The organism is Thauera sp. 2A1 (assembly GCF_009469595.2).
Classification (GTDB): Bacteria; Pseudomonadota; Gammaproteobacteria; order Burkholderiales; family Rhodocyclaceae; genus Thauera.
In genome coordinates this window covers 97,173-116,948 of sequence record NZ_SSXV01000001.1, presented here as the reverse complement: position 1 = coordinate 116,948, position 19,776 = coordinate 97,173, and the positions used below count along the sequence as shown (strand labels likewise).

Sequence of the window (19,776 nt, the reverse complement as noted above, 5' to 3'; positions counted from 1 at the left end):
GATCAGCCCTGCAGACAGGTGCGAGTCTTAACGGCGACTGCCTGCCAGTTGAGCGATTCGCGCACGCGCGTGAGCCCGGCCTGCCCCATTGCGGCACATTGCTGCGCGTCGCCCAGGATTCCCCAGAGCGCTGTCGCGAGCGCGGCGACCGATTCACCGTCGATCCGAAGCCCGGTCTGACCGTCGAGCACGGCAGAGCCGGTCCCACCTGCCTGCCCAGCAATTGCCGCCTTGCCGCATGCAGCCGCCTCCAGGAAGACGATGCCGAACCCTTCGGTGTCTCCTCCGATCTCACGGTTGGCCAGTACGAACACATCGCAAGCGTTGTACCAGCGCGGCAGATCCTGCATCGGAACATGCCCTAGGCGGTGAACCCGCTCGGCAACGCCGACCTCGCTGGCCAGGGTGTCGAGATACGCCTCGTCCTCACCGATACCGATGATCGCATAGTGTGCGTCCAGCCCGGAATTCACGAGGCTGGGCAGGGAACGGATAACGGTGTCAAAACCCTTGCGACGACTCAGCCGCCCGACCGAGAGGATCAGCTTTGCGCTGGAGCCGAGGCCAAGACTGTCGCGCAAATCCTGGAACGGCAGGCCGGGGCGGAAACGCTCGATGTCCACCCCCGGATGAATGAGATCGATGCGCTCCGGTTTCACGCCCATTCCCACAAGGGTGTCGCGGGTGAAGTCGCTGTTGGCGATGACCCTGTCCGCATGCCGCAGCGCAAAGCACATCGCCTTGTATTTGTTGCCCTTGCCCCAGCCGGTGAGTTCCTCGCCATGCGCATAGATGACCACCGGGCGGCCGGTGAGGCGCGCGACGAGCCAGGCAACCAGGCCCTCGGGAAGCGCGCGGCCGGCATGAATCGCATCGAAGCGATTGGTGAGCGCGAGCCATAGGGATTTGCCAAAAAACTTCAGGTACATGGCCAGCGACTCCGGCCGCAGCCAGGGCACACGCTTCAGGTTCAGCCGATGCACATTGTTGGGATGGCCCACATCGTATTCATGCGCACCCGGCACGTCCGCGGTGACGATGTGAATCTCCTTGCCGCCGAGGCGACGATAAACCTCATCGAACCAGACAGCCGTGCCGCCCTTGGTGGGCAGGAACAGCTCGGTGAGGACCAGATAACGATTGTGCATTGCGCGATTCCCTTTTTCCGCCGGCGATCCTAACACCCGGCCCCTGTGTGGATGCGGGCTTGTGTCACACGCGAATACCGGAGTGCGGAGCCCACAGGAGGAGGCGCAAGGCCAGTCCCAGGCCGCTGTACTTCAGAAGGCGGGCACAGCTCGCCTCAAGTGCGATGCGACGGAGGAAAACCTGCAGCCTGGCTCCTACGACCCGCTCCCGCATCGGCGAAGCCGGATCGCTGAGGTGATCGGCGAGTTCCGCGGTCGACATGAAGCGTAGATCAGGGTGTCGCTCGATCAGTCCGCGAAGCGCGCGCTCCAGCTCGGCCAACGCAGCGCTGGCCGCCTCGGGCGCAGCAATGAAGTTTTCGCGATGCGTTTCAAACAAGGCCGGGCGGCCAAGGAGGCGCTTCTTCGCAACGGCCTGCCAGACCTGTTCCGCCCGATGGCCGCGGTTCGGCTCGAAGTAGTCGTCACGGACGACGTAGACGGCGCCGCCGGCGCTGCTGTCCCCGTTGCGGAGGGTGCGCGTGAATTGCGCGAGCGCACCGCTCGCATCACGACCTTCGAAGCGCCGACCGGGCGTGACGATGCAGGTGACGCCCGCCTTGCACCAGGCACGTTCGACATCGTCGTTCCAGACAAAGGTGTTGGGCACCGCCACTGAGGGGACTCGGCCGAACAAGCGCGCCAGCACGGCGGCCTCCTCGGCGACAGCGCCGTCGATCTCGCTGCGCTCCAAGGGCCGACTCGGAAGTTCGGATGTATCCAGCCAGCGACTTTGGAGCGCTGACGGCAGGGCTTCGCTGCGCGCCTCCGGATCCGCAAGCCAACGCTTGAGTTCGTCACTGCGACGTGCGCGCGCAACAAGCGAATCGGGCCAGCAGTGCTCGAGCCCATGCCACTGCAACGCGAACACGCCGGCATCGCACCCAGCCCGCATCGTTGCGACGATCGGCGCAAATGAAGGTTCATCAAGCAAGCGCCGACTATACCGGGCAAGGCCGGAAGCCAGAATGGCAGGTCCATCAGGATGTCCGACGACGAGGCCAAGCGTCATTACCGGTGCCCGGCCAACGGCGTCTCGAATTCCCGCCAGGGTAGCTGCAATCCTGGCGAGCATTTCGGCATCGCTTCGCGGTCCAACGCCCCAGTCGTCGCTTTCGACGATGACCACCGGGAGGCCGAGGGTCGGCTCCAGCCACAGGGCGCGCATCGTGCGTCCATGGAAACCAAGAAGCAACATCAACGAGGCGCACACCCAGACGAGGAGCAGGATCAGGAACGCGGAGATCATCGGGGGTGGTGGGCGAATCCCGGTCGGGAGGTTTCGATGGAGCAAGGTGCGCGCAAACGGAAGCCCAATGCACGCAGACCGTGACAAGCCATGCACGTGCATTCATGAACGTGGGCTACCATTGCCGCCGTTCCGATGGACTTTGCCATTCTAGAGTGATGAACACACGACGAATACTTGGCGGTTGGGTGAATTTCGACGGTGAGACCGTATCCGCGGATGCGCTGGAGGCGATGCTGGCTGCCGAAGGCATGTCACTCCAGGATGCGCAGTTCGAGTCGTCCGCCGTGGGGCTGGTCGGGACCGGGAAGGTCGGCGCCTCGATCGTTCAGGATGCGGACTCGGGCTGCATCGCCGCCGTGCTTGGGCGCCCTCGCTGGCTGGACGCGGATGCATCCGAACTGGCCGTACTGCGTGGCCAGGCTGCGGCCGCGGTTGCGCTGTATCGGAAGTACGGCGCCAACTGTCTGCAGCGCATCCATGGCAATTTCGCATTGGCGCTGATCGACGGACGCAACCGGCGCTTGTTGCTGGCAGTGGACCGCACCGGCACTGAGAGGCTGTGCCTTTCGCGCGTCGGGCCGTTGCTGGTGTTCTCGACCAGCGCGCGCGCCGTGGCCAGGCACCCCAGGATTCAGGCGCCCCTCAATCGCCAGGCGTTGTTCGAGTACCTCTATTGCCACATGGTACCGAGCCCCGACACCGCCTTTGCCGGCGTGGAAAAACTCCTGCCCGCAGAGCGTCTGCAGCTTGACGGCGCAAATGTCAGGCGAGACTTCTATTGGCAGCTCGCCTATGACGAATCCGCCGCCGCGGACGAAGCCGGACGCAAGCGCAGGTTCATCGAACTGGTCGAGCAGGCCGTCGCGCGGCAGAACGACCCACGCCCAACCGGTGCGTTCCTGTCCGGCGGCACCGACAGCTCGACGGTCAGCGGCATGCTCGGCCGTGTGACCGGCAAGCCGGCGGAAACCTTCTCGATCGGTTTCGATGCGCAGGGCTTCGACGAACTCGACTACGCGCGCATCACGTCGACGCACTTCGGCACCCGCCCTCACGAGTACTATGTGACGCCCGATGACGTCGCCGAGGCGATCCCGCTCATCGCTGCCGCCTACGACGAGCCCTTCGGCAATGCGTCGGCCGCGCCCACCTACTTCTGCGCAAAGCTCGCGAAGAAGTGCGGCATGGAGGTGGTACTGGCCGGCGACGGCGGGGATGAGTTCTTCGGTGGCAATGCGCGCTATGCCAAGCAGGGCGTGTTCGAGCACTACCATGCCCTGCCCCCGGCCCTGCGCCGCATGGTCGAGCCCCTGATCCTGAACTTTCCGTTGGGCTCGTCATTGTGGCCGGTACGCAAGGCGCAAAGCTACGTGCGCCAGGCCCGCATCCCCTTGCCGGACCGTCTGGAAACCTACAACTTCCTTCACCGCGATCCGCTCGCGGATATCTTCGAGCCTGCCTTCCTCGGCGAGATCGATGCGGACCGCCCGCTTGCGCTGATGCGCGAGGCCTATTTCCGCTGCGCCTCGCCCGAACCGGTCGAGCGCATGATGCATCTGGACCACAAATTCACGCTCGCGGACAACGATCTGCGCAAGGTCAGCCGCATGTGCGAAGCGGCAGGCATCGAAGTCCGCTACCCCTTCCTCGACGACGATCTGGTGGCGTTTTCGGGAACACTCAGCACCGAGCAGAAAGTAAACGGTGGCAGGCTGCGCGTGCTGTTCAAGGATGCGCTACGCGGCTTCCTGCCGGACGAAACCATCTCCAAATCGAAACACGGGTTCGGCCTGCCCTTTGGCGTGTGGCTGAACACCCATGGCGCACTGCAGACACTGACCCGCGACGCGCTTTCGAGTCTCGCTCAGCGCGGCATCGTGCGAGCGTCGTATCTGGAAAAGCTACGCCGGGAGCACGCAACGGAGCACGCCAGCTACTACGGCGTGATGATCTGGGTGCTGGTGCAATTGGAACTCTGGTTGCAGCGGAACTGAAGCGGCGGGATCGCACAGGACTTCAGGGAGCACCAGAGCCCGAGATTTCGGCCCCTTTAGCGAATTGTCCCCTCGCGGAGCTTGGTGGCAACGATGCAGACGTGCCAAGCGCTTTGCTCGACGGAGGGGCAACCGTGACGCCCCCCCGGTTTCGAAGCAGGCCTTCCCGACGCAGTATGACTTTCATGACAACGACGATCAGCACGAGATTGTAGTAGTAGTCGAAATACGCCATGCCCAGAAAGGCGCCCGCAACCAGATAGGCCACGAGGCTCACCTGAACCATCGTCGCCAGTTCGGCCCACCAAAGCCGTTCCGGAATGCCCTTCACGGCCTTGCGGACACTTGATGCCGAGCGCCAGGTCAGCAGCGCAAGCAGAAGGAAAAGGAACAGCCCGGGAAAACCATGCTCGCCCAGTGCCTCGAAATAGATGCTGTGCACGTCGTGCACGTCATTGGGATTCGGTGCATAAAACTGGAACACCACCGGCTGGAAGGTTTCGAAGCCGCCGCCGGTGATGCGGGCCTTGGCGACATTGAAAGCCGTCCACCATGCGTTGATGCGTCCTTGCGCCGAGCCGTCATCCTGGTAGGTCTTGATCGAGTTCATGCGGTCGTACCATTCCTCGGGCATGATCTGCGCGATGACCAGGATGGAGAGGGCCCCGAGGATCGCCACCATGAACTTCTGACGCGACTTGAACCAGAACACCAAGCCCATGATCGCCATGCCGACCATCGCGCCCCGCGACTGCGTGCCGATTGCTCCGATGGCGTTGAGTACCGTGATCGCATACACGGCGGGACGCAAGGAAAGGGGCGTCGCATTGCGCGCGAGGAAGTAAAGCAGCGGCACGGTCATGGCGACGGCGAGGCCGAGTTCGTTGTTACCCTCGATGAAGGTCCCCGGTGGCCCCTGCACCCGGAAAGCCCCCCCGTGGATGATGGTGAAGATCCCGCCCTTGAGGCCATAGACGCCGATCGAGATGGCGATGACCCATACCAGCCACTTAAGCCGGTCTTCGGTCGTGATCAGCATCATCGCCACGAAGATCATCACCTGAATCTTGATGATCTTTTCGAACTGCTCCCAGGCATAGGCGGGGAAGAGCGCGTTGATCGTCGTGATCAACATCCAGCCGATGAACAGAGCGAGGACGACGGTTTCCCGCTCCCACGGTATGCGCTTCGGCACCCGGTGCATGATCATCGACGTAAAGGTCGTCAGCGCCACGATGTAGGCAAACGGCATCGTCGTGCTGAATCCCCACGCCATGCGGTGGGGATTCATGAAGCCGAGCCAGGTCCACACCAGGATGCCGATCCATGGCCGCTTGAGGATGAAGGGCAATGAACCGAATACGGCCAGCGTTACGGCGATGTCCCTCATGCGCGCTTTTCCTGGACGGCAGTCCTTGCGAACCACTCGACGCGACGAGGCAAGGCCAGCCCGGCCAGCATGTCCGGCAGGCGTCTGGCCAACGACCTTTCATGCGCGAGGCCGCGATCCTTGACCTGGTACAGCCTGCCCTTGCCAGGCTGCGCCACACCCAGGGATTCCCCGCGCCCAAGGCGTTCGACGGCTTCCGCGTACACCTCCGCGCTGTCGCGCACGGCGCGCCAGAATAGGACCAGTTCGCTGTCGCCCGCCTTCACCTCGGGCGAGACGTGGGCGATGAGGCGGCCGGTGTCGATGCCGGCGTCGATGTAGTGCAGCGTGCAGCCGACCTTTTCCGGTTCGCCGTTGTACAGCGCCCAGAAGGTGCAGTCGGCGCCGCGATATTCGGGCGACAGGCCGCCGTGCAGGTTGACGATGCCGAGGCGCCCTTCCTTCAGCAGCTCGCCGCGGATCAGCGAAGTGCCGAAGACGCAGATGAGGTCGGGCTTGAGTTCGCGCGCGAGCTTGAGCACGTCCGGGTGATTGATGTGCGGCACTTCGCGCACGAGCTCCGGGCGGTCGAGCCGGGGATTGCCGCCGGGGAAGAAGAACTTCGCCTCCGGATTGCCGGTATAGCGCCGGCGGTCGCGCAGCCAGCGCCAGGCCTTGCGCGCGAGATTGTCCGGGCGCAGCTTCCTGAGCGTCTTGCGCAGGTTCCACTCGGTGCCGGTCTCCTGCACGATGGCGACGGCGTCGCCGGCCTGGCACAGGCGGTTGGCGACGTGCAGGTGCCGTGCACTGCGGCCGCACAGGATCATCAGCCGCAGCTTGCTCATTTCGGCGATCCTTCGGCAGCGGCTGGAACCGGCGGCACGGCGATGCCGGCCATGTCCATCAGCAGTGCATCGGCAAAGAACTTGGCGGCCCAGTTGGGGAATTCGAAGCGCGAATAGGCGCCCCAGATCGGTGCCGAGCCGGGGATGGCGCCGCGCACGATGAGGTCGTTGTCGTCCAGGCTTTGCGTGCGCTTGACGTAGCCGATGGCCTTGCGCGCCGCTTCGCGGAAATCCGCCTTGCCGGTGATCTGGGCCAGGCGCAGCCAGCACAGCGCCATTTGCGCGACGCCGGTGACGCAGGCGTAGCCGGCGGTCGGCTTCCAGCCGTCGGCATAGGTGCCGGCAAGCCAGCCGTCCTCGCGCTGTCTTGCCATGATGCCGCGCGCCGCTAAATCGGCGGCTCGCAGGTAGCGCTCCTCGCCCAGCAGCACGCCGACCTCGATGAAGCCGCGGATGGCGTAGGCGATGGTGTGGGTGAAGGGATCGCGCGTGGGCACGAAGGCATTGGTGCCGAACCAGCCGCTGTCGGTCTGCTGCAACAGCGCCCAGTCGAGGTTGCGCCGCGCGGCCTGGGTGAAGCGGGTTTCGTTGGCCACCACGCCCATCGACGCCAGCGCCCAGATGGCGCGGGTGTTATACACGTGCGGCACGCCGTTGTGCTCGAAGCGCCGGTAGCAACCGTCGTCGTCCTGCTGGGCGACGAGCCAGTGAGCGGCGCGCACGCCGGCCTCGAGGCAGTCCTTGCGGCCCAGTTGCACATGGCCGGCGACCAGGCCGTGCATGATCTGGCCCTGGTTGAAGATGACCGGATGGCTGCCGGGCTCGCCGAAATGGCCGGGGAAGGCGCCGTCGGACGCCTGGAGGGACAGTTCCCAGTCGATCATGCGCTGCGCGCGCTGGATGAGCTCCGGCCGTCCAAGCTGTTCGGCCGCCGCGATGAAGGTTTCGATGATGTAGCCGGTGGTTTCCGGGTAGGACGGCAGCCAGCCGTCCTCGAAGCTCCAGCCCGCAGCGACGCCGCCGGCATCGGGCCGGTTGTTGCGCACGTCCTGCGCGCGGCAAAGCCAGTCGATGGCGCCCCGCAGATGGACGCGGTGGTCCCGCTCCGGCTGGCGCGCCGCCCCGGCCAGGTCGCGCATCAGCAGGCGCAGGTGGCGGCCGCGCCAGGGTTTGTAGCGGAGGGGGAGTTCGAGAAGCGAGGAAGGATTCATGGGCGGATTCGGTTGATTGTCACGCGGCGGCCTGCTGCAGGCCGCCCGCCAGAGGCACGTGACTGACGACATAACGGTGCTTGCCGGACGCTTCCGGCGGGATTTCGTCCATCAGGCGCAGATCGATGCGCAGCGAGGCGCCAAGGCGCGCCTGCAGGCCGGCTTCGATGGTGCTGCGGCTGGCGTCGCTCCACCCCGGTCCGGGAACGACCTGCACTTCCATGCGATCGATGGCGTGCTGGATGCACTTGAACTGCGCCACGCCCGGCGCCGCACGCAGCACATAGATGACGGCGAGCGCGTGCATCACGCGGCCGTCCCGAGCCACGACGAAGTCGGTCTGACGCCCGCTCACCTCGGCAATGACGTGCAGCCCCCTGCCGCCGGCCGCGGGCTGGGTGGACAGGCGCAGCGTGTCGCCGGTGCGATAGCGAATGAAGGGTTGCGCTTCCGAGGTGAGGCCGGTGACGACGGCTTCGCCGACTTCGCCAGGTGCGACGGGCGCACCCGCCGCATCCAGCACCTCGACGATGTGGCTTTCGCTCAGCAGCAGCATCTGGCCGCCGGGGGCTTCGTGCGCGGTGAAGCCGATGTCGCGGCTGCCGAACTCGTTGGCGACGGGGGCGCCGAAGACGCGGCCGATCAGCTCGCGCTGGTGCGGATACAGCGGCTCGCCGGTGGTGCACACCACCTTGAGCTGCTTCAGGCCGGGATCGACGCCGCGCGCCTCGGCGTGCGCGGCAAGCAGCGCGACGCTGGAGGCGTAGCCGTACAGGCATTTGGGCTGCCAGGCCTTGAGCGTGTCGAGGTAGGCGTCCATGCGCTCGGGCGACATGGCGAAGGCGTTGAGCACGAGCTGGTTCACCAGGCGGTCGCGCAGCGTCTTGACGCGGTCCGTCTTGTTGAGCTCGACCGGCGCACCCCACAGGTAGGCCTCGCGGTCACCCGGCGCCACGCCCCACCAGTTGCGCGCACGCATGCGGCCCGCAGCATCCGAGGCCTGGCGGCTGCGGCCGAAGTAGAAGATGAGCGGTTCGCCGCTGGAACCGCCGGTGTTGTACTTGAAGACGCCGCCGGGCGCATCGCGCCAGACCAGGTGATCGAGGTTCTCGCGCGCGTCGCGCTTGCCCATGGTGGGGAGGCGAGCCAGGTCGGCGATGCCCACGTGGCTAGCGCGCACCGCGTCCTCCAAGCCGGCGGCACGGATGCGCTCCGCATGCCAGGGGCTGTGCGCCAGCGCATGCCGCAGCAGAACGTTGAGCTTGCGCGCCTGCAGGGCTTCGATGGCATCGCGCGACAGCCACTGGCTCTGCTCGAGCTCCTGCCAGTAATCGAAAGTGGGTCGGCCCAGGGCCGCTTCCTGGGCGCGGTAGATGGCACGGGCGAGTGAGGTCAGCATCGGCTTCAGCGTGCCCGGGTCTGCTGCAGCGCGCTGCCGATCTGCGGCGCGGCGGACTGGACGAATCGGGACAGCTTCTCTTCGGCGACCTCGCGGTGATCCGCCACCGACGACGTAAACACGGCGACCATGGCCGAATCGTCGCCCTGCCCCATCAACTGGGCAAGCGCCAGGTAAGCTTTGCCCACGTAGTCGCTCGAGGTCCAGCGCCCGCCGATCCAGTACCAGTGCCAGACCAGCACACGATGCTCGGGGTTGCGGATCTCGGTGGAACGCACCTCCACCGTCTGCTGCCCGAAGCTGGCCGCATTGGTGCCATAACCGGCAAAGGTCCATTCCGGATCCTTGTTCATCAGGACGCGGTTCTCGGAGTTGATCAGTTCGGCGTCCTGCTCCTGGTCGCGGTAGTAGGCGATGTGCAGGCCGACGGTGCTGCCATTGCCATCGGTGAACGCGAGCCGCTGCTCGCCGCGCATGCCGTGATAACGCGGCGTCCAGGGCGGCAGCGCGTCGTTTGAGGCCTGCTGCCAGCCGGGGACACTGATGTCGGCGAACTGCACCGGCCCGTGATTGCCACGGCGGTCCAGGTCAGCCAGCAGCGGCTTCCATGCCAGCACGGCAAGCAGCGCGACGGCGAACCATACGAAATTGGATCTGCGCAGCGTGCCCGCTTCACTGGCCGCAGCGGCCGACAATACCGGCACCGGCGCTTCGTCTTCCTGCCAGCGGGCACCGATCCAGAACAGCCCGAGCATGATGATGCCGAAGAACACCCAGCCATAGACGAGGTGATCGACACCGGTGGCGATCCGGTTGTCGCTGAAGTGGCCGAGCATGACGATGCCCCAGGCGCGCACCCAATTGGCGAAGACGGGTAGCACCACCGACACCGCGGTGAAGATGACGCGGCGGGTGGTGGACCGGTAATTGAGGTAGGCGTAAAGGCTGCCGACCACCACCGAGGCGATCAGGTAGCGCACGCCGCTGCAGCCTTCGACGACCTGCCAGTTGCCCGACGGGATCACCAGGCTGCGGCCTTCCGCGTACACCGGGATGCCCGACAGGCGCAGCGCACCGACCACGAAGTTTGTGGTCCAGTCCATCATCGTCGGGAACAGAAACTCGCCGAAGGGCACGAGGAAGACGAGAAAGAAGATGGGGAAGGCGTAGGCGCGCAGCACCGCGGTGCCCATCACCGCCCAGATCACGGAGATGATCATGCCCACGAGGGCGAACTGCGACACGCTGGCCACGCTGGTGAGTTCACCCAGCAGCCAGCCGAAACCGGCCACCGCACCGGCCAGCACGCCGAGCAGCGACGGCGCGAGGGGCACGCCCTTGATGTGCTCGCGATGCCGCCACACCAGCCACAGCGAGATCGGGGCGACCAGGTAGCCGTGGGCGTAGGTGTCGGAGCGCTCCCAGATGTGGACGATGGACATCAGCGTGTCGCGGTACCAGAACAGCAGCCAGGCGAGCGCGATGCCGAGCACGGCCAGATGCTGGTTGCGCGCCGAGCGGGCGGCGTCCTGGGGGACGGGCATCGCCGGGCTGCCGGCGGAGGCCATGCGTCCACCGCCGCCGGAGGGGCCGGCGGGCTCGAGGGAATCTGTGTGGCTGGACGGGGCGCGCATCGGATCCTTCATGTCTTTCAAGTGAGCTGCGGGCGCGCGGCCCGCATCGCGTCGTCGTAGGTTGTGGCGAGTACGGTCCGCACCGAGTCCCAGCGGTATTGGCGCACCTCGGCGAGGCCATTTGCAACGAGCTGGGCGCGCAGCCCGGCGTCGCGCAGCACGTCGAGCGCGGCGTCGGCGAGGGCCGGCGCATTGTCGGGCGGTATCAGCATCGCAGTGTGGCGGTCGCGCACCATGTGCGGGATGCCGCCCACGTTGCTGCTGACCACCGGCACGCCGCTCGCCAGCGCTTCGAGGACTGCGTTGGGCATGTTATCCACTCTGCTGGCGTTGAGCATGAGATGTGCATCACGGTAGAGCGCAGCCATCTGGTCGCGGTCGAGGCGGCCGGTGAAATGCACACGCTCGGCGATGCCCAGGTTTCGCGCGAGCTCGGCGAGCGATGCGGCCTCGGGGCCGGAGCCTGCAACAGTCAGGCGTGCCGTGGGGAAGTGCTCGAGGATGCGGGCGAAAGCCTGCAAGGCCACGTCGTTGCCGTAGATGGGCTCGAGGTTGCGGGCAACGACGAGGCGCGGCGCCTCGCTCGCCGCGCCCGGCGCGGCAGCGGGGCGGAAGCGGTCGAGATCGATGATGTTGGGCACGACGCGCCCGGGCATGCCGTGGCGTGCGAACACTTCGAGCAGGAAGCTGGATGGCAGCACCAGCGCCGCCGCACGCCGCATGGTGGGCTGTACCCACTTGCCCGCTCGTGTCAGGAAGGCATCGGCTTCGCCGCCGCGGTAATTCACCACCACCGGCGTGCCGCGCAGCCAGGCGATCCATACCGCGGGGGCCGCGAACAGGTGCCACGACCAGCCCGAGTTGGCCATCACATGGACGAGATCGGCCCGCCCGCAGCCGCGCCACAGCGCCAGCAGGTAGGGCACAAGGCGAAACAGCGCCCGCAGCCCCTTGATGCGACCGGCCCAGGCGGGACGGTAGGGTGCGTTGACCTGCGCGACCTCGACCTGCACGCCCTCCCCGCGCAGCAGCTCGGCGAGTTGGCGCGTCTGGTTGGCCATGCCGCCGGCAGGCGGCGGCAGCGGGCCGACGAGGAGGAGGCGGAGTGAGGGAAAGGTCATATCGCAAGCCTCGCACCCAATGACAGAAACTCCGTCGGCTGGCAGCAAGGAGCCCTCCTACAGCAGCACATTGAGATCCTTCAGCATCAGGAAAAGATGATACGGGTCCGTCGGGCTAGGCTCGAACTCCCAGGATTCGTACCAGCGCTGCGCGGCTTCATCCTTCGCGTGCACAAGCAGGCAGCGGATGCCGGCGATATCGGCGGCTTGTGCCGTACGCAGCAAGGCGTCCTTCAGCAGCGCCTGCCCCAGGCCCTTGCCTTGGTGATCCTTGGCGACCGCGAGCCGGGCGAGGAGCATCACCGGCACCGCGTGGCGAGCCAAGCCCTTGATGACGCGCGCCGGGGCACGGTCCGGTTCCACGCTGCCGACGGCGAGGCTGTAGAAGCCCACAACGGACGACGCCACGCAGCACACATAGGTTTGTGCGCTGTTGGCGCGCTGGTTGAGGAAGGCGTAGCGTTCAAGATACTGGTTCAGCGCCGGCTGCCCGCAATCGAAGCGTTCCACGACGTCGGACGCGGCAAGCTTGCGGATCGGTGCGTAGAGGCTGCTCAACCCAGTACCCCGCGCTCGGACAACAGCTTCGCGAGCCGTGGCTTGGGCTGGACAGGGCGATCGAGCGCTTCCTGGAACGCGCTCCAGCGCTCGTCGTCGAGCACGAATTGGCGACGCTCCGACAGCGCGAGGTTGGCCGCCGTGACGCCGGCATCGAGCAGGAATTCGCTGACGTTCTTATGAACCGACCGCGCGGCCTCCTGCAGGAGCAGCTTGACCGGGCCGCTGGTGCGGACGTCGATCCGCTCGGTTTTCGACAGGTTCGGTGAAGTCATGATCGCCTCGGGCTGGACACTGAGACATGTTAACGTCCGGACATCAGCCTGACAAATACGCTGTTCAAGCAGCCTTCCTCTGTGCCAGGCGGCGATACACCGGCGCGTAGTTGGCGACGCTGTTCTTCCAGTTGCGCACTTCTTCGACGAAGCGGCGGCCCTCGGCGCGCATGGCGGGCCAGCGGTCGCGGTGGGCGAGCATGTCGAGGATGGCGTCGGCGAGCGCGTTGGCGCTGCCGGCCTTGAAGAGCTTGCCGGTTTCGCCGTCGCGGATCAGTTCGTGGTGGCCGCCGACGTCGGACGCGACGAAGAGCCGGCCCTGCGCCATCGCCTCGAGCGGCTTCAAGGGCGTGACGAGCTCGGTGAGGCGCATCGAGTGGCGCGGGTAGGCGAGCAGGTCGATCTGGTCGTAGTAGCGGCTCACTTCCGAATGCGGCACGCGGCCAGTGAATACGACCTTGTCGGCGATGCCGAGGCGCTGCGCCTGGGCCTTGAGCTTGGCGTCCTGCGGGCCACCGCCGACGAGGAGGATGCGCAGCTCGGGGCGCTGGGCGAGCAGCCTGGGGAAGGCGTCGAGCAGCAGGTCCAGGCCTTCGTAGGCATAGAAGGAACCGACGAAGCCGAGCACGGTGGCGCCTTCGAGGCCCAGCTTGCGGCGCAGCTCGGGGTCGGCGTCGCCGGAGAGCTGGAAGCCTTCGATATCCACCGCGTTGGGGATCACCGTGACCTTGGATTCCGGGATGCCGCGGCCGACGATGTCGCGCCGAAGGCCTTCGCAGATGGTGAAGACGTGGTCGATGCGCTTGAGCGCCCACGTCTCCAGCGCCTTGGTGGCGCGGTAGCGCAGGCTGCCTTCGTTGGTGGTGCCGTGGTCGACGGCGGCGTCTTCCCAGAAGGCGCGGATCTCGTACACGACCGGGATGCCGAGCTTCCTGCCGACGCGGATCGCCGGGATGGCGTTGAGCACCGGCGAATGCGCGTGCAGCACGTCGGGCTTGAGCTCGCGCGCAAGCTGCTCCAGCCGCGCTTCCACCGTGCGGATCTGGCGCCATTCGTTGAGCCCCGCCCTGCCCGGCTCCAGCGCCGGGCTGCGGTAGAAGCGCAGGCCGTCGACGTCTTCCACGTCGGCAGTGGTCTTGCCTTGCTTGGGCGAGGTCAGGTGAAAGGTCTCCCACCCCAGCGCCCGCTGCTCGCGCAGGATGGCCGCGGTGCGGAAGGTGTAGCCGCTGTGCAGCGGGATGGAGTGGTCGAGGATGTGGAGGATGCGCATGGGTCGATGAGTACGTTCTGCTACTTGCGATAAACCTCACGGCGGTTACCCACCCGCACGACAAGAATGGTCAGGAGGCCGTCTTCAATCTTGCTGATGATCCGGTAATCCCCGACCCGATACTTCCAGAACTCCCCGAGCGTCGGCCCACTGAGCGCCTCGCCAATGCTTCGTGGGTCATCGAGCACGGCGACGCGCTCGCGCAGGAATCGCGTAATGCGCCGCGCGACAGGTTTGTCGAATCCGGATAGATCCTTGAGCGCAACACGATCGAACTCAATCTTCCAAGCCAAGGATTCGCTCCGCTTCGTCTAACGAGTAGGTCGCAGACTCCCCTGCACGGTTGGCGATGAGGCGTTGTTCCGCAAGGTAGAGATCTTCCAGGTCGTCGAGATGCTCAAGAATCGCTTCGCGCGCGTAGAAGGTTTTCGTTCGGCCGGTCGCTTTTGCGAGCGCCTCAAGCCGCGCCTCGACGTCCGACGGTAATCTGATGGCGAGCATGTCCAAGTCCCTCGTTCGTTATTGCTATACAAGTATAGCTTGACTGCTCGGCACGTTTGGCGTCGCAGCGGACTTGAGCTGATTCCGCACGAACGCCTCGAACATCAGCACCGTCCACAGCGGCGCGCTGTAGTCGCGCGCGCCGGACTGGTGGGCGTCGACCAGGTGCTGCAGGTAGTCGCGGTTGAAGATGCCGGTGGCGGCCAGGGTGTCGCCCAGCACCGCGTCACGCACGCGCTGCTTGAGCGGACCGCGGAACCAGCGCGCGAGCGGCACGGCGAAGCCCATCTTGGGGCGGTACAGCACGTCGTTGGGCAGCAGCGGCTCCATCGCCTTCTTGAACAGGTACTTGCCTTCGTTGCCCTTGATCTTGAGGCCGGAGGGCAGCGTGGCCAGCCATTCCACCAGCTTGTGGTCCATCAGCGGCTCGCGCACTTCCAGCGAGTGGGCCATGCTGGCACGGTCAACCTTGGTGTTGATGTCGCCGACCAGGTAGGTCTTGAGGTCGAGGTACTGGATGAGCGCCAGCGGGTCGTCGGTGTGCACCTTGGCGGCGTGGCGGCGGAACACGTCGATGGCGTTGTAGCCGCCGAGCTGCTTGCGGAAGCCCGGGGTGAAGAGGCTGCGGCGCATGTCGTCGCGCAGCAGCGACACCGAGTGGAAATACGCTTCCACCGAGTCGCGCGCCAGCGCCTGGAAGGTGGTCTTGGCGCGGAACACGCGCGGCGCCCAGTCGGCTTTCGGATACACCCGGCCGAGCAGGCCGAACACCGGCTGGCGCACGCCCAGCGGCATCGCGGCGCGCATCTTCTCTTCCATCAGGTGCAGCCGGTAGCGGCGGTAGCCGCCGAAGCTCTCGTCGCCGCCGTCGCCCGACAGCGCCACGGTGACCTTCTTGCGCGCGAGCTGGCACACGCGGTAGGTGGGGATGGCGGAGCTGTCGGCGTAGGGTTCGTCGTACAGCGCGGCGAGCGTGTCGATGAGGCCGAAATCGTCGGACTTCACCGTCTCGACGAAATGGTTCGTGCGGTAGCGGTCGGCGACCATCTGCGCGAACTCGGACTCGTTGAACTTGGGGTCGTCGAAGGCGATGGAGCAGGTGTTGACCGGCTCGTCGCTGATGCCCGCCATGGTCGCGACCACCGCGCTGGAGTCGACGCCGCCCGACAGGAAGGCGCCCAGCGGCACTTCGGCGATCATGCGCAGGCGCACGGATTCGCGCAGGCGCTCGGTGAGTTCGGCGGTGGCGTCGGCGAAGCTGATCTTGTTGTCGAGGGTGAAGTCGACGTCCCAGTATTGCCTGGGCTCGGGGATGGGCTGGCCGCGGCGGATGCACAGCGACTCGCCGGGGCCGAGCTTCTTCGCGCCGAAGAAGATGGTGCGCGGCTCGGCGACGTAGCCGAGCGCGAAGTACTCCTCCACCGCGTGAGGGTCGATGCGGCGATCCAGCGCCGGATGCTGCATCAGCACCTTGAGCTCGGAGCCGAAGGCGAGCGTGCCGTCCGCGAGCAGCGCGTAGAACATCGGCTTGACCGCGAGGCGGTCGCGCGCCATGAAGAAGGTGTCGCGGTTGCGGTCGTGCAAGGCGAACGCGAACATGCCGCGGAAGCGCTGCACGCAGTCCTCGCCCCAGGCCTCCCAGGCGTGGACGATGACCTCGGTGTCGCTGCGGGTATGGAAGACGTGGCCCAGCGCTTCCAGCTCGGGAACCAGTTCCTGGAAGTTGTAGATCTCGCCGTTGAAGACGACGGCGACCGAGCCGTCCTCGTTGAACAGCGGCTGCTGGCCGGTGGCGATGTCGATGATCGACAGCCGCCGGTGCGCCAGCGCCACGCCCGGCTCGAGATGGTAGCCGCCTTCGTCCGGCCCGCGGTGGTGCTGCACGTCGTTCATGCGGCGCATCAGCTCGCGATCGAAGTCGCGCTTGCCGCGGGTGTCGAAGAGGCCGGCGATTCCGCACATGCTGTTAACTCCTTTGTTCCCGATCGTCTGCAACGGAATCGATGCCTGAGGCGAGCTCGAGACATTGTGCGGCCCAGCCGAGAATCCCCGAGACGGCACCATCAAGCTCATCCCGCGTGATGGGCGCAACAAGCTCGTCGTCGTAGCGAAACTCGACCGCAAATGGGTTGATGAGGCGCAGGGTGTCGATGTCGACGGCAGGGGTCACACCACTTGCCCGGATCAGTTCGGCCAAAGCGGCGAGGTCATGCGTGCGACGGATCTCGATATCTCGCAGCACGCACACTGCTTTCAATGCATTCTCGATGGACTGCTGGGCATGAAAACCCACCGCAGCGAGGCTGGCCTGCGGAATGTCTTTGAGCAATCGGAATGTCTCGTTGTCCCTCTGCGCCAGCCGAAGCAGACGAATCGCTTCTTCAAAGGCTGGCGTCATACAGCTGCTTTCCTTCCTTTGCCGCCCAGTAGGGCAAGGTGCCTCGCACCTGACTGCGCCGGACGAACTCGTCGCGCGAGAAGACGAGTACGTCCACCCCGACCCCCAACGGTCCGATCGCACGATGCAAGCGCACGTACTCCGCCGCCTTGTCGGGCACCTCGTCTTCGATCACCAGCAGGTCCAGATCCGAGGCTTCATCAGCGTCTCCCCGTGCGTAGGAGCCAAACAGGATCACGCGCGCGGGGCTGCTGGCCGCGCTCGCTGCGCGTCGTGCGGCATCCATGATTGCTTCAGGTGCGAGCATGTGCTTGCTCCATCTACGGGAAACTCTGGTAGACGCGAGTGTATCGCTCCACCATGCCATCGAGGCTGAACTCCGCCTCCACTCTCTTCCGCCCCGCCGCGCCGTGACTTTGCCGCAGCGCAGCATCTGCAGCGTAGCACATCAGCGCGTCGGCCATTGCAGCGGGGTCCGCCGCAGGCACGAGGGTGCCGGTTGCGCCGGCGACGACCAGTTCGCCGTTGCCGCCGACATCCGTGGCGACGACCGGCAGGCCGCTGGCCATGGCTTCGAGAATGGTGTTGGAGATGCCTTCGGAGATGGACGGTAGCACGAAGACATCCAGGCCCCGCATGAACTCCGGCACATCCTTGCGCTCGCCGGCGAGCCAGATGCGGTCGGCGCAGCCGGAGGCGCGGACCTCGGCTTCGACCTGGGGGCGCAGCGGGCCGTCGCCGGCGATCACCAGCCGCGCCCGATCGCTGCCGGGCGCGCCGCTGGCGGCGAGACGGGCGAAGGCGCGCACCAGGGTGAGCTGGTCCTTGACTGCCTGCAGGCGGCCGACGGTGCCGATGAGCACGTGATCCGGCGACGCGAACGGGCTGCCTGCGATGGGCGGACGCGTGCCGTTTGCGGGATGGAAGCGCACGGTGTCCACGCCGTTGCAGATGCGGCTGACGCGTGCCGCCGCGATGCCCACACGATCGACGAGGTAGCGCTCGAGATCGGCCGACAAGGCGACGTAGTGGCTGACGAAGGGCCGGTAGAGCCGGCGCAGGAAGCGGAACTTGGGGTTCAGCCCGCGCGGGTCGGACTCCTCCCAGCCGTGTTCGCCATGGATGCGCACCGGCACGCCGGCAGCGAACGCGGGCACCACCGCCTCGAGCGCGGCGAGGTTGCGGCTGTGCAGGATGGCCGGGCGGTACTGGCGGAACAGTCGAAACAGCTTCGGGTAGAGCTTGTAGCCCTGCCCCGGCGGCTTGTGCAGCGACAGGAACTCCACGTCCGGCCGCGTGATGCGGGCGCAGAAGGCCGGCGCGCATTGGGTGAGCGCGACGACCATGTGGCGGAAGCGCTCCGGCGGCATGCGGTTGATCAGGTTGACGACGCCGTTCTCCAGCCCGCCGACGTCGAAGCTGTAGACGAGGTGCATCACCAGCGGGCGCGGATCGCTCATCGCGGCGCGGCGCTGGCCGGGGTATGGATGACGGTGGCTGGCGGCTCGCATGCCGGCGGATCGTCGGCGCGGCGCAGGGCGAACAGGCGCTCGAGCTGCGCGAGATGGGCCGACCAACTGTAGCCGCGCAGCACCGCCTCACGGCCGGAGCGGCCCATGTCGCCGCCACGATCGGGCTGACCGAGGAGTTCGACGACCTTGTCGGCGAAGCTGGCGGCATCGGCCGCGATGGCGCAGTCGCGCCCGTCTTCCGCCGCGAGGCCGACGGCGGGCGCGGCGGACAGCACCACCGGGCGGCCCATGGCCATGGCCTCCAGCACCTTGTTCTGGATGCCGCGCGCAATACGCAGCGGCGCGACGACCACGTCGGCATGGGCGAGGTACGGGCGCACATCGGGCACGGTGCCGGTGACGCGGACGACTGCGCCCTCGACGTCGCTGGCCAGGGCCTGCACCGCGGGCGCGGGATTCATGCCGACGATCCAGAAGCGCACGCCGGGCACCTGCGCGCGGATGGCGGGCAGGATGTCGGCGGCGAACCAGGTCACCGCATCCACATTGGGCCAGTAGTCCATCGCGCCGGTGAACACCAGCACCGGGCCGCCGGGCGGGAATGGTGAATCGAAGCGGTGCGACGGCGAGAAGTATTCGGCATCGACGCCGTTCTGCATCGCGCTCACCTTGGCGGCCACCTCCGGCGCAGCGCGGCGGAAGAGCTCGGCTTCGGCCGCGGTGACGAACAGGCTGGCCTCGGTGGCGGCCGCCGCGCGGCGCTCGAAGGCGAGCAGGCGCGCGCCTTCGCGGCGGTACAGCCAGGACATCGGCCAGCGCCGGTCGGCGGCGTACTGCGTCCACTTGGCCGAATCGACGTCGCAGAAATCGACAATGCGCCGCGTCAGGCCAGGCGCATCGAGGTATTGCGCCATCGGCCCGGAGAAGGCGACCGCGTCGCGGATGCGGTGCTGCGCCACCGTCTGGCGCACCCACGCGGCCAGGCCGGCATTGCGGTAGTAGGGCAGGCTGAGCGCCTCGCCGCTGATCAGCCCGCGCAGGCTGGCGAGCCGCGCGCGGCGCGGGTCGATGGGTACCGCATGGACGTCCTCGCACCACTGCGACAGTGCCTCGACATGGCGCTGATCGTCGGGGTGATCGACGAAGGTGCCGAGGAACACCCGGTGGCGCCGGGCGAGCTGGCGCAGGATGTTGAACGAGCGCACCTTGTCGCCCTTGTTGGGCGGGTACGGGATGCGATGGACGAGATAGAGCAGCGGCGGTCGCGCCGCGCGATCCTTGTCCATCTCC

Annotated in this window: 19 protein-coding genes; 1 reads left to right on the top strand and 18 read right to left on the bottom strand. The window is 66.5% G+C overall.

What is annotated here, in order from left to right; translation table 11 throughout:
- Positions 1–2 precede the first annotated feature (2 nt).
- Both GH664_RS00615 and GH664_RS00610 read right to left on the bottom strand, forming a co-directional pair.
- On the bottom strand, positions 3–1,148 hold the full coding sequence (locus GH664_RS00615; RefSeq protein ID WP_153166216.1) for a glycosyltransferase family 4 protein: 1,146 nt from the start codon (positions 1,146–1,148) through the stop codon (positions 3–5).
- 64 nt (positions 1,149–1,212) lie between these two features.
- Positions 1,213–2,436, bottom strand: a complete 1,224-nt coding sequence (locus GH664_RS00610; RefSeq protein ID WP_228111309.1) for a hypothetical protein — start codon at positions 2,434–2,436, stop codon at positions 1,213–1,215.
- A gap of 188 nt (positions 2,437–2,624) precedes the next feature.
- On the opposite strand from GH664_RS00610, the gene GH664_RS00605 reads away from it, so the two are divergent.
- Entirely contained in the window at positions 2,625–4,433 is a 1,809-nt protein-coding gene (locus GH664_RS00605) for an asparagine synthetase B (protein WP_256219452.1), read from the top strand.
- A 22-nt stretch (positions 4,434–4,455) separates the two neighbouring features.
- Here the strand turns inward: GH664_RS00605 and GH664_RS00600 are convergent, their stop codons facing one another.
- The 16 genes from GH664_RS00600 to GH664_RS00525 form a co-directional block, all read right to left on the bottom strand.
- A complete protein-coding gene (locus GH664_RS00600; RefSeq protein ID WP_153166215.1) occupies positions 4,456–5,823 on the bottom strand; it encodes a putative O-glycosylation ligase, exosortase A system-associated in 1,368 nt (455 codons plus the stop codon).
- Positions 5,820–6,647, bottom strand: coding sequence for a formyl transferase (locus GH664_RS00595; protein WP_153166214.1), 828 nt, complete (start codon positions 6,645–6,647; stop codon positions 5,820–5,822). Before GH664_RS00595 ends, GH664_RS00600 begins: the two co-directional genes overlap by 4 nt.
- Positions 6,644–7,858: a beta-L-arabinofuranosidase domain-containing protein gene (locus GH664_RS00590; protein WP_153166213.1), complete on the bottom strand. Its 1,215-nt coding sequence runs from the start codon at positions 7,856–7,858 to the stop codon at positions 6,644–6,646. Before GH664_RS00590 ends, GH664_RS00595 begins: the two co-directional genes overlap by 4 nt.
- 19 nt (positions 7,859–7,877) lie before the next feature.
- A complete protein-coding gene (locus GH664_RS00585) occupies positions 7,878–9,257 on the bottom strand; it encodes a phenylacetate--CoA ligase family protein (protein ID WP_153166212.1) in 1,380 nt (459 codons plus the stop codon).
- 5 nt (positions 9,258–9,262) lie between these two features.
- Positions 9,263–10,903 carry an exosortase A gene (xrtA, locus tag GH664_RS00580; protein WP_228111336.1) on the bottom strand — a complete coding sequence of 547 codons (1,641 nt, stop codon included), beginning with the start codon at positions 10,901–10,903 and terminating at the stop codon, positions 9,263–9,265.
- A gap of 5 nt (positions 10,904–10,908) precedes the next feature.
- On the bottom strand, positions 10,909–12,012 hold the full coding sequence (locus GH664_RS00575) for a glycosyltransferase family 4 protein (RefSeq protein ID WP_153166211.1): 1,104 nt from the start codon (positions 12,010–12,012) through the stop codon (positions 10,909–10,911).
- A gap of 57 nt (positions 12,013–12,069) precedes the next feature.
- Positions 12,070–12,570 carry a GNAT family N-acetyltransferase gene (locus tag GH664_RS00570; protein WP_153166210.1) on the bottom strand — a complete coding sequence of 167 codons (501 nt, stop codon included), beginning with the start codon at positions 12,568–12,570 and terminating at the stop codon, positions 12,070–12,072.
- Positions 12,567–12,845, bottom strand: a complete 279-nt coding sequence (locus tag GH664_RS00565; RefSeq protein ID WP_153166209.1) for a DUF1778 domain-containing protein — start codon at positions 12,843–12,845, stop codon at positions 12,567–12,569. Before GH664_RS00565 ends, GH664_RS00570 begins: the two co-directional genes overlap by 4 nt.
- 64 nt (positions 12,846–12,909) lie before the next feature.
- Positions 12,910–14,115: a TIGR04063 family PEP-CTERM/XrtA system glycosyltransferase gene (locus GH664_RS00560; RefSeq protein ID WP_153166208.1), complete on the bottom strand. Its 1,206-nt coding sequence runs from the start codon at positions 14,113–14,115 to the stop codon at positions 12,910–12,912.
- A 20-nt stretch (positions 14,116–14,135) separates the two neighbouring features.
- Entirely contained in the window at positions 14,136–14,408 is a 273-nt protein-coding gene (locus tag GH664_RS00555; protein WP_153166207.1) for a type II toxin-antitoxin system RelE/ParE family toxin, read from the bottom strand.
- Positions 14,392–14,616, bottom strand: a complete 225-nt coding sequence (locus GH664_RS00550) for a DUF6290 family protein (protein ID WP_153166206.1) — start codon at positions 14,614–14,616, stop codon at positions 14,392–14,394. Before GH664_RS00550 ends, GH664_RS00555 begins: the two co-directional genes overlap by 17 nt.
- 24 nt (positions 14,617–14,640) lie before the next feature.
- On the bottom strand, positions 14,641–16,578 hold the full coding sequence (locus GH664_RS00545; protein ID WP_153166205.1) for an XrtA/PEP-CTERM system amidotransferase: 1,938 nt from the start codon (positions 16,576–16,578) through the stop codon (positions 14,641–14,643).
- Between the two features lie 4 nt (positions 16,579–16,582).
- Positions 16,583–17,014: a HEPN domain-containing protein gene (locus GH664_RS00540; protein WP_153166204.1), complete on the bottom strand. Its 432-nt coding sequence runs from the start codon at positions 17,012–17,014 to the stop codon at positions 16,583–16,585.
- Positions 16,998–17,321, bottom strand: a complete 324-nt coding sequence (locus tag GH664_RS00535; protein WP_153166203.1) for a nucleotidyltransferase domain-containing protein — start codon at positions 17,319–17,321, stop codon at positions 16,998–17,000. The genes GH664_RS00540 and GH664_RS00535 overlap by 17 nt, the downstream gene beginning before the upstream one ends.
- A 13-nt stretch (positions 17,322–17,334) precedes the next feature.
- Positions 17,335–18,474, bottom strand: coding sequence for a TIGR03088 family PEP-CTERM/XrtA system glycosyltransferase (locus tag GH664_RS00530; protein ID WP_153166202.1), 1,140 nt, complete (start codon positions 18,472–18,474; stop codon positions 17,335–17,337).
- Positions 18,471–19,772 carry a TIGR03087 family PEP-CTERM/XrtA system glycosyltransferase gene (locus tag GH664_RS00525; RefSeq protein ID WP_153166201.1) on the bottom strand — a complete coding sequence of 434 codons (1,302 nt, stop codon included), beginning with the start codon at positions 19,770–19,772 and terminating at the stop codon, positions 18,471–18,473. The genes GH664_RS00530 and GH664_RS00525 overlap by 4 nt, the downstream gene beginning before the upstream one ends.
- Positions 19,773–19,776 lie beyond the last annotated feature (4 nt).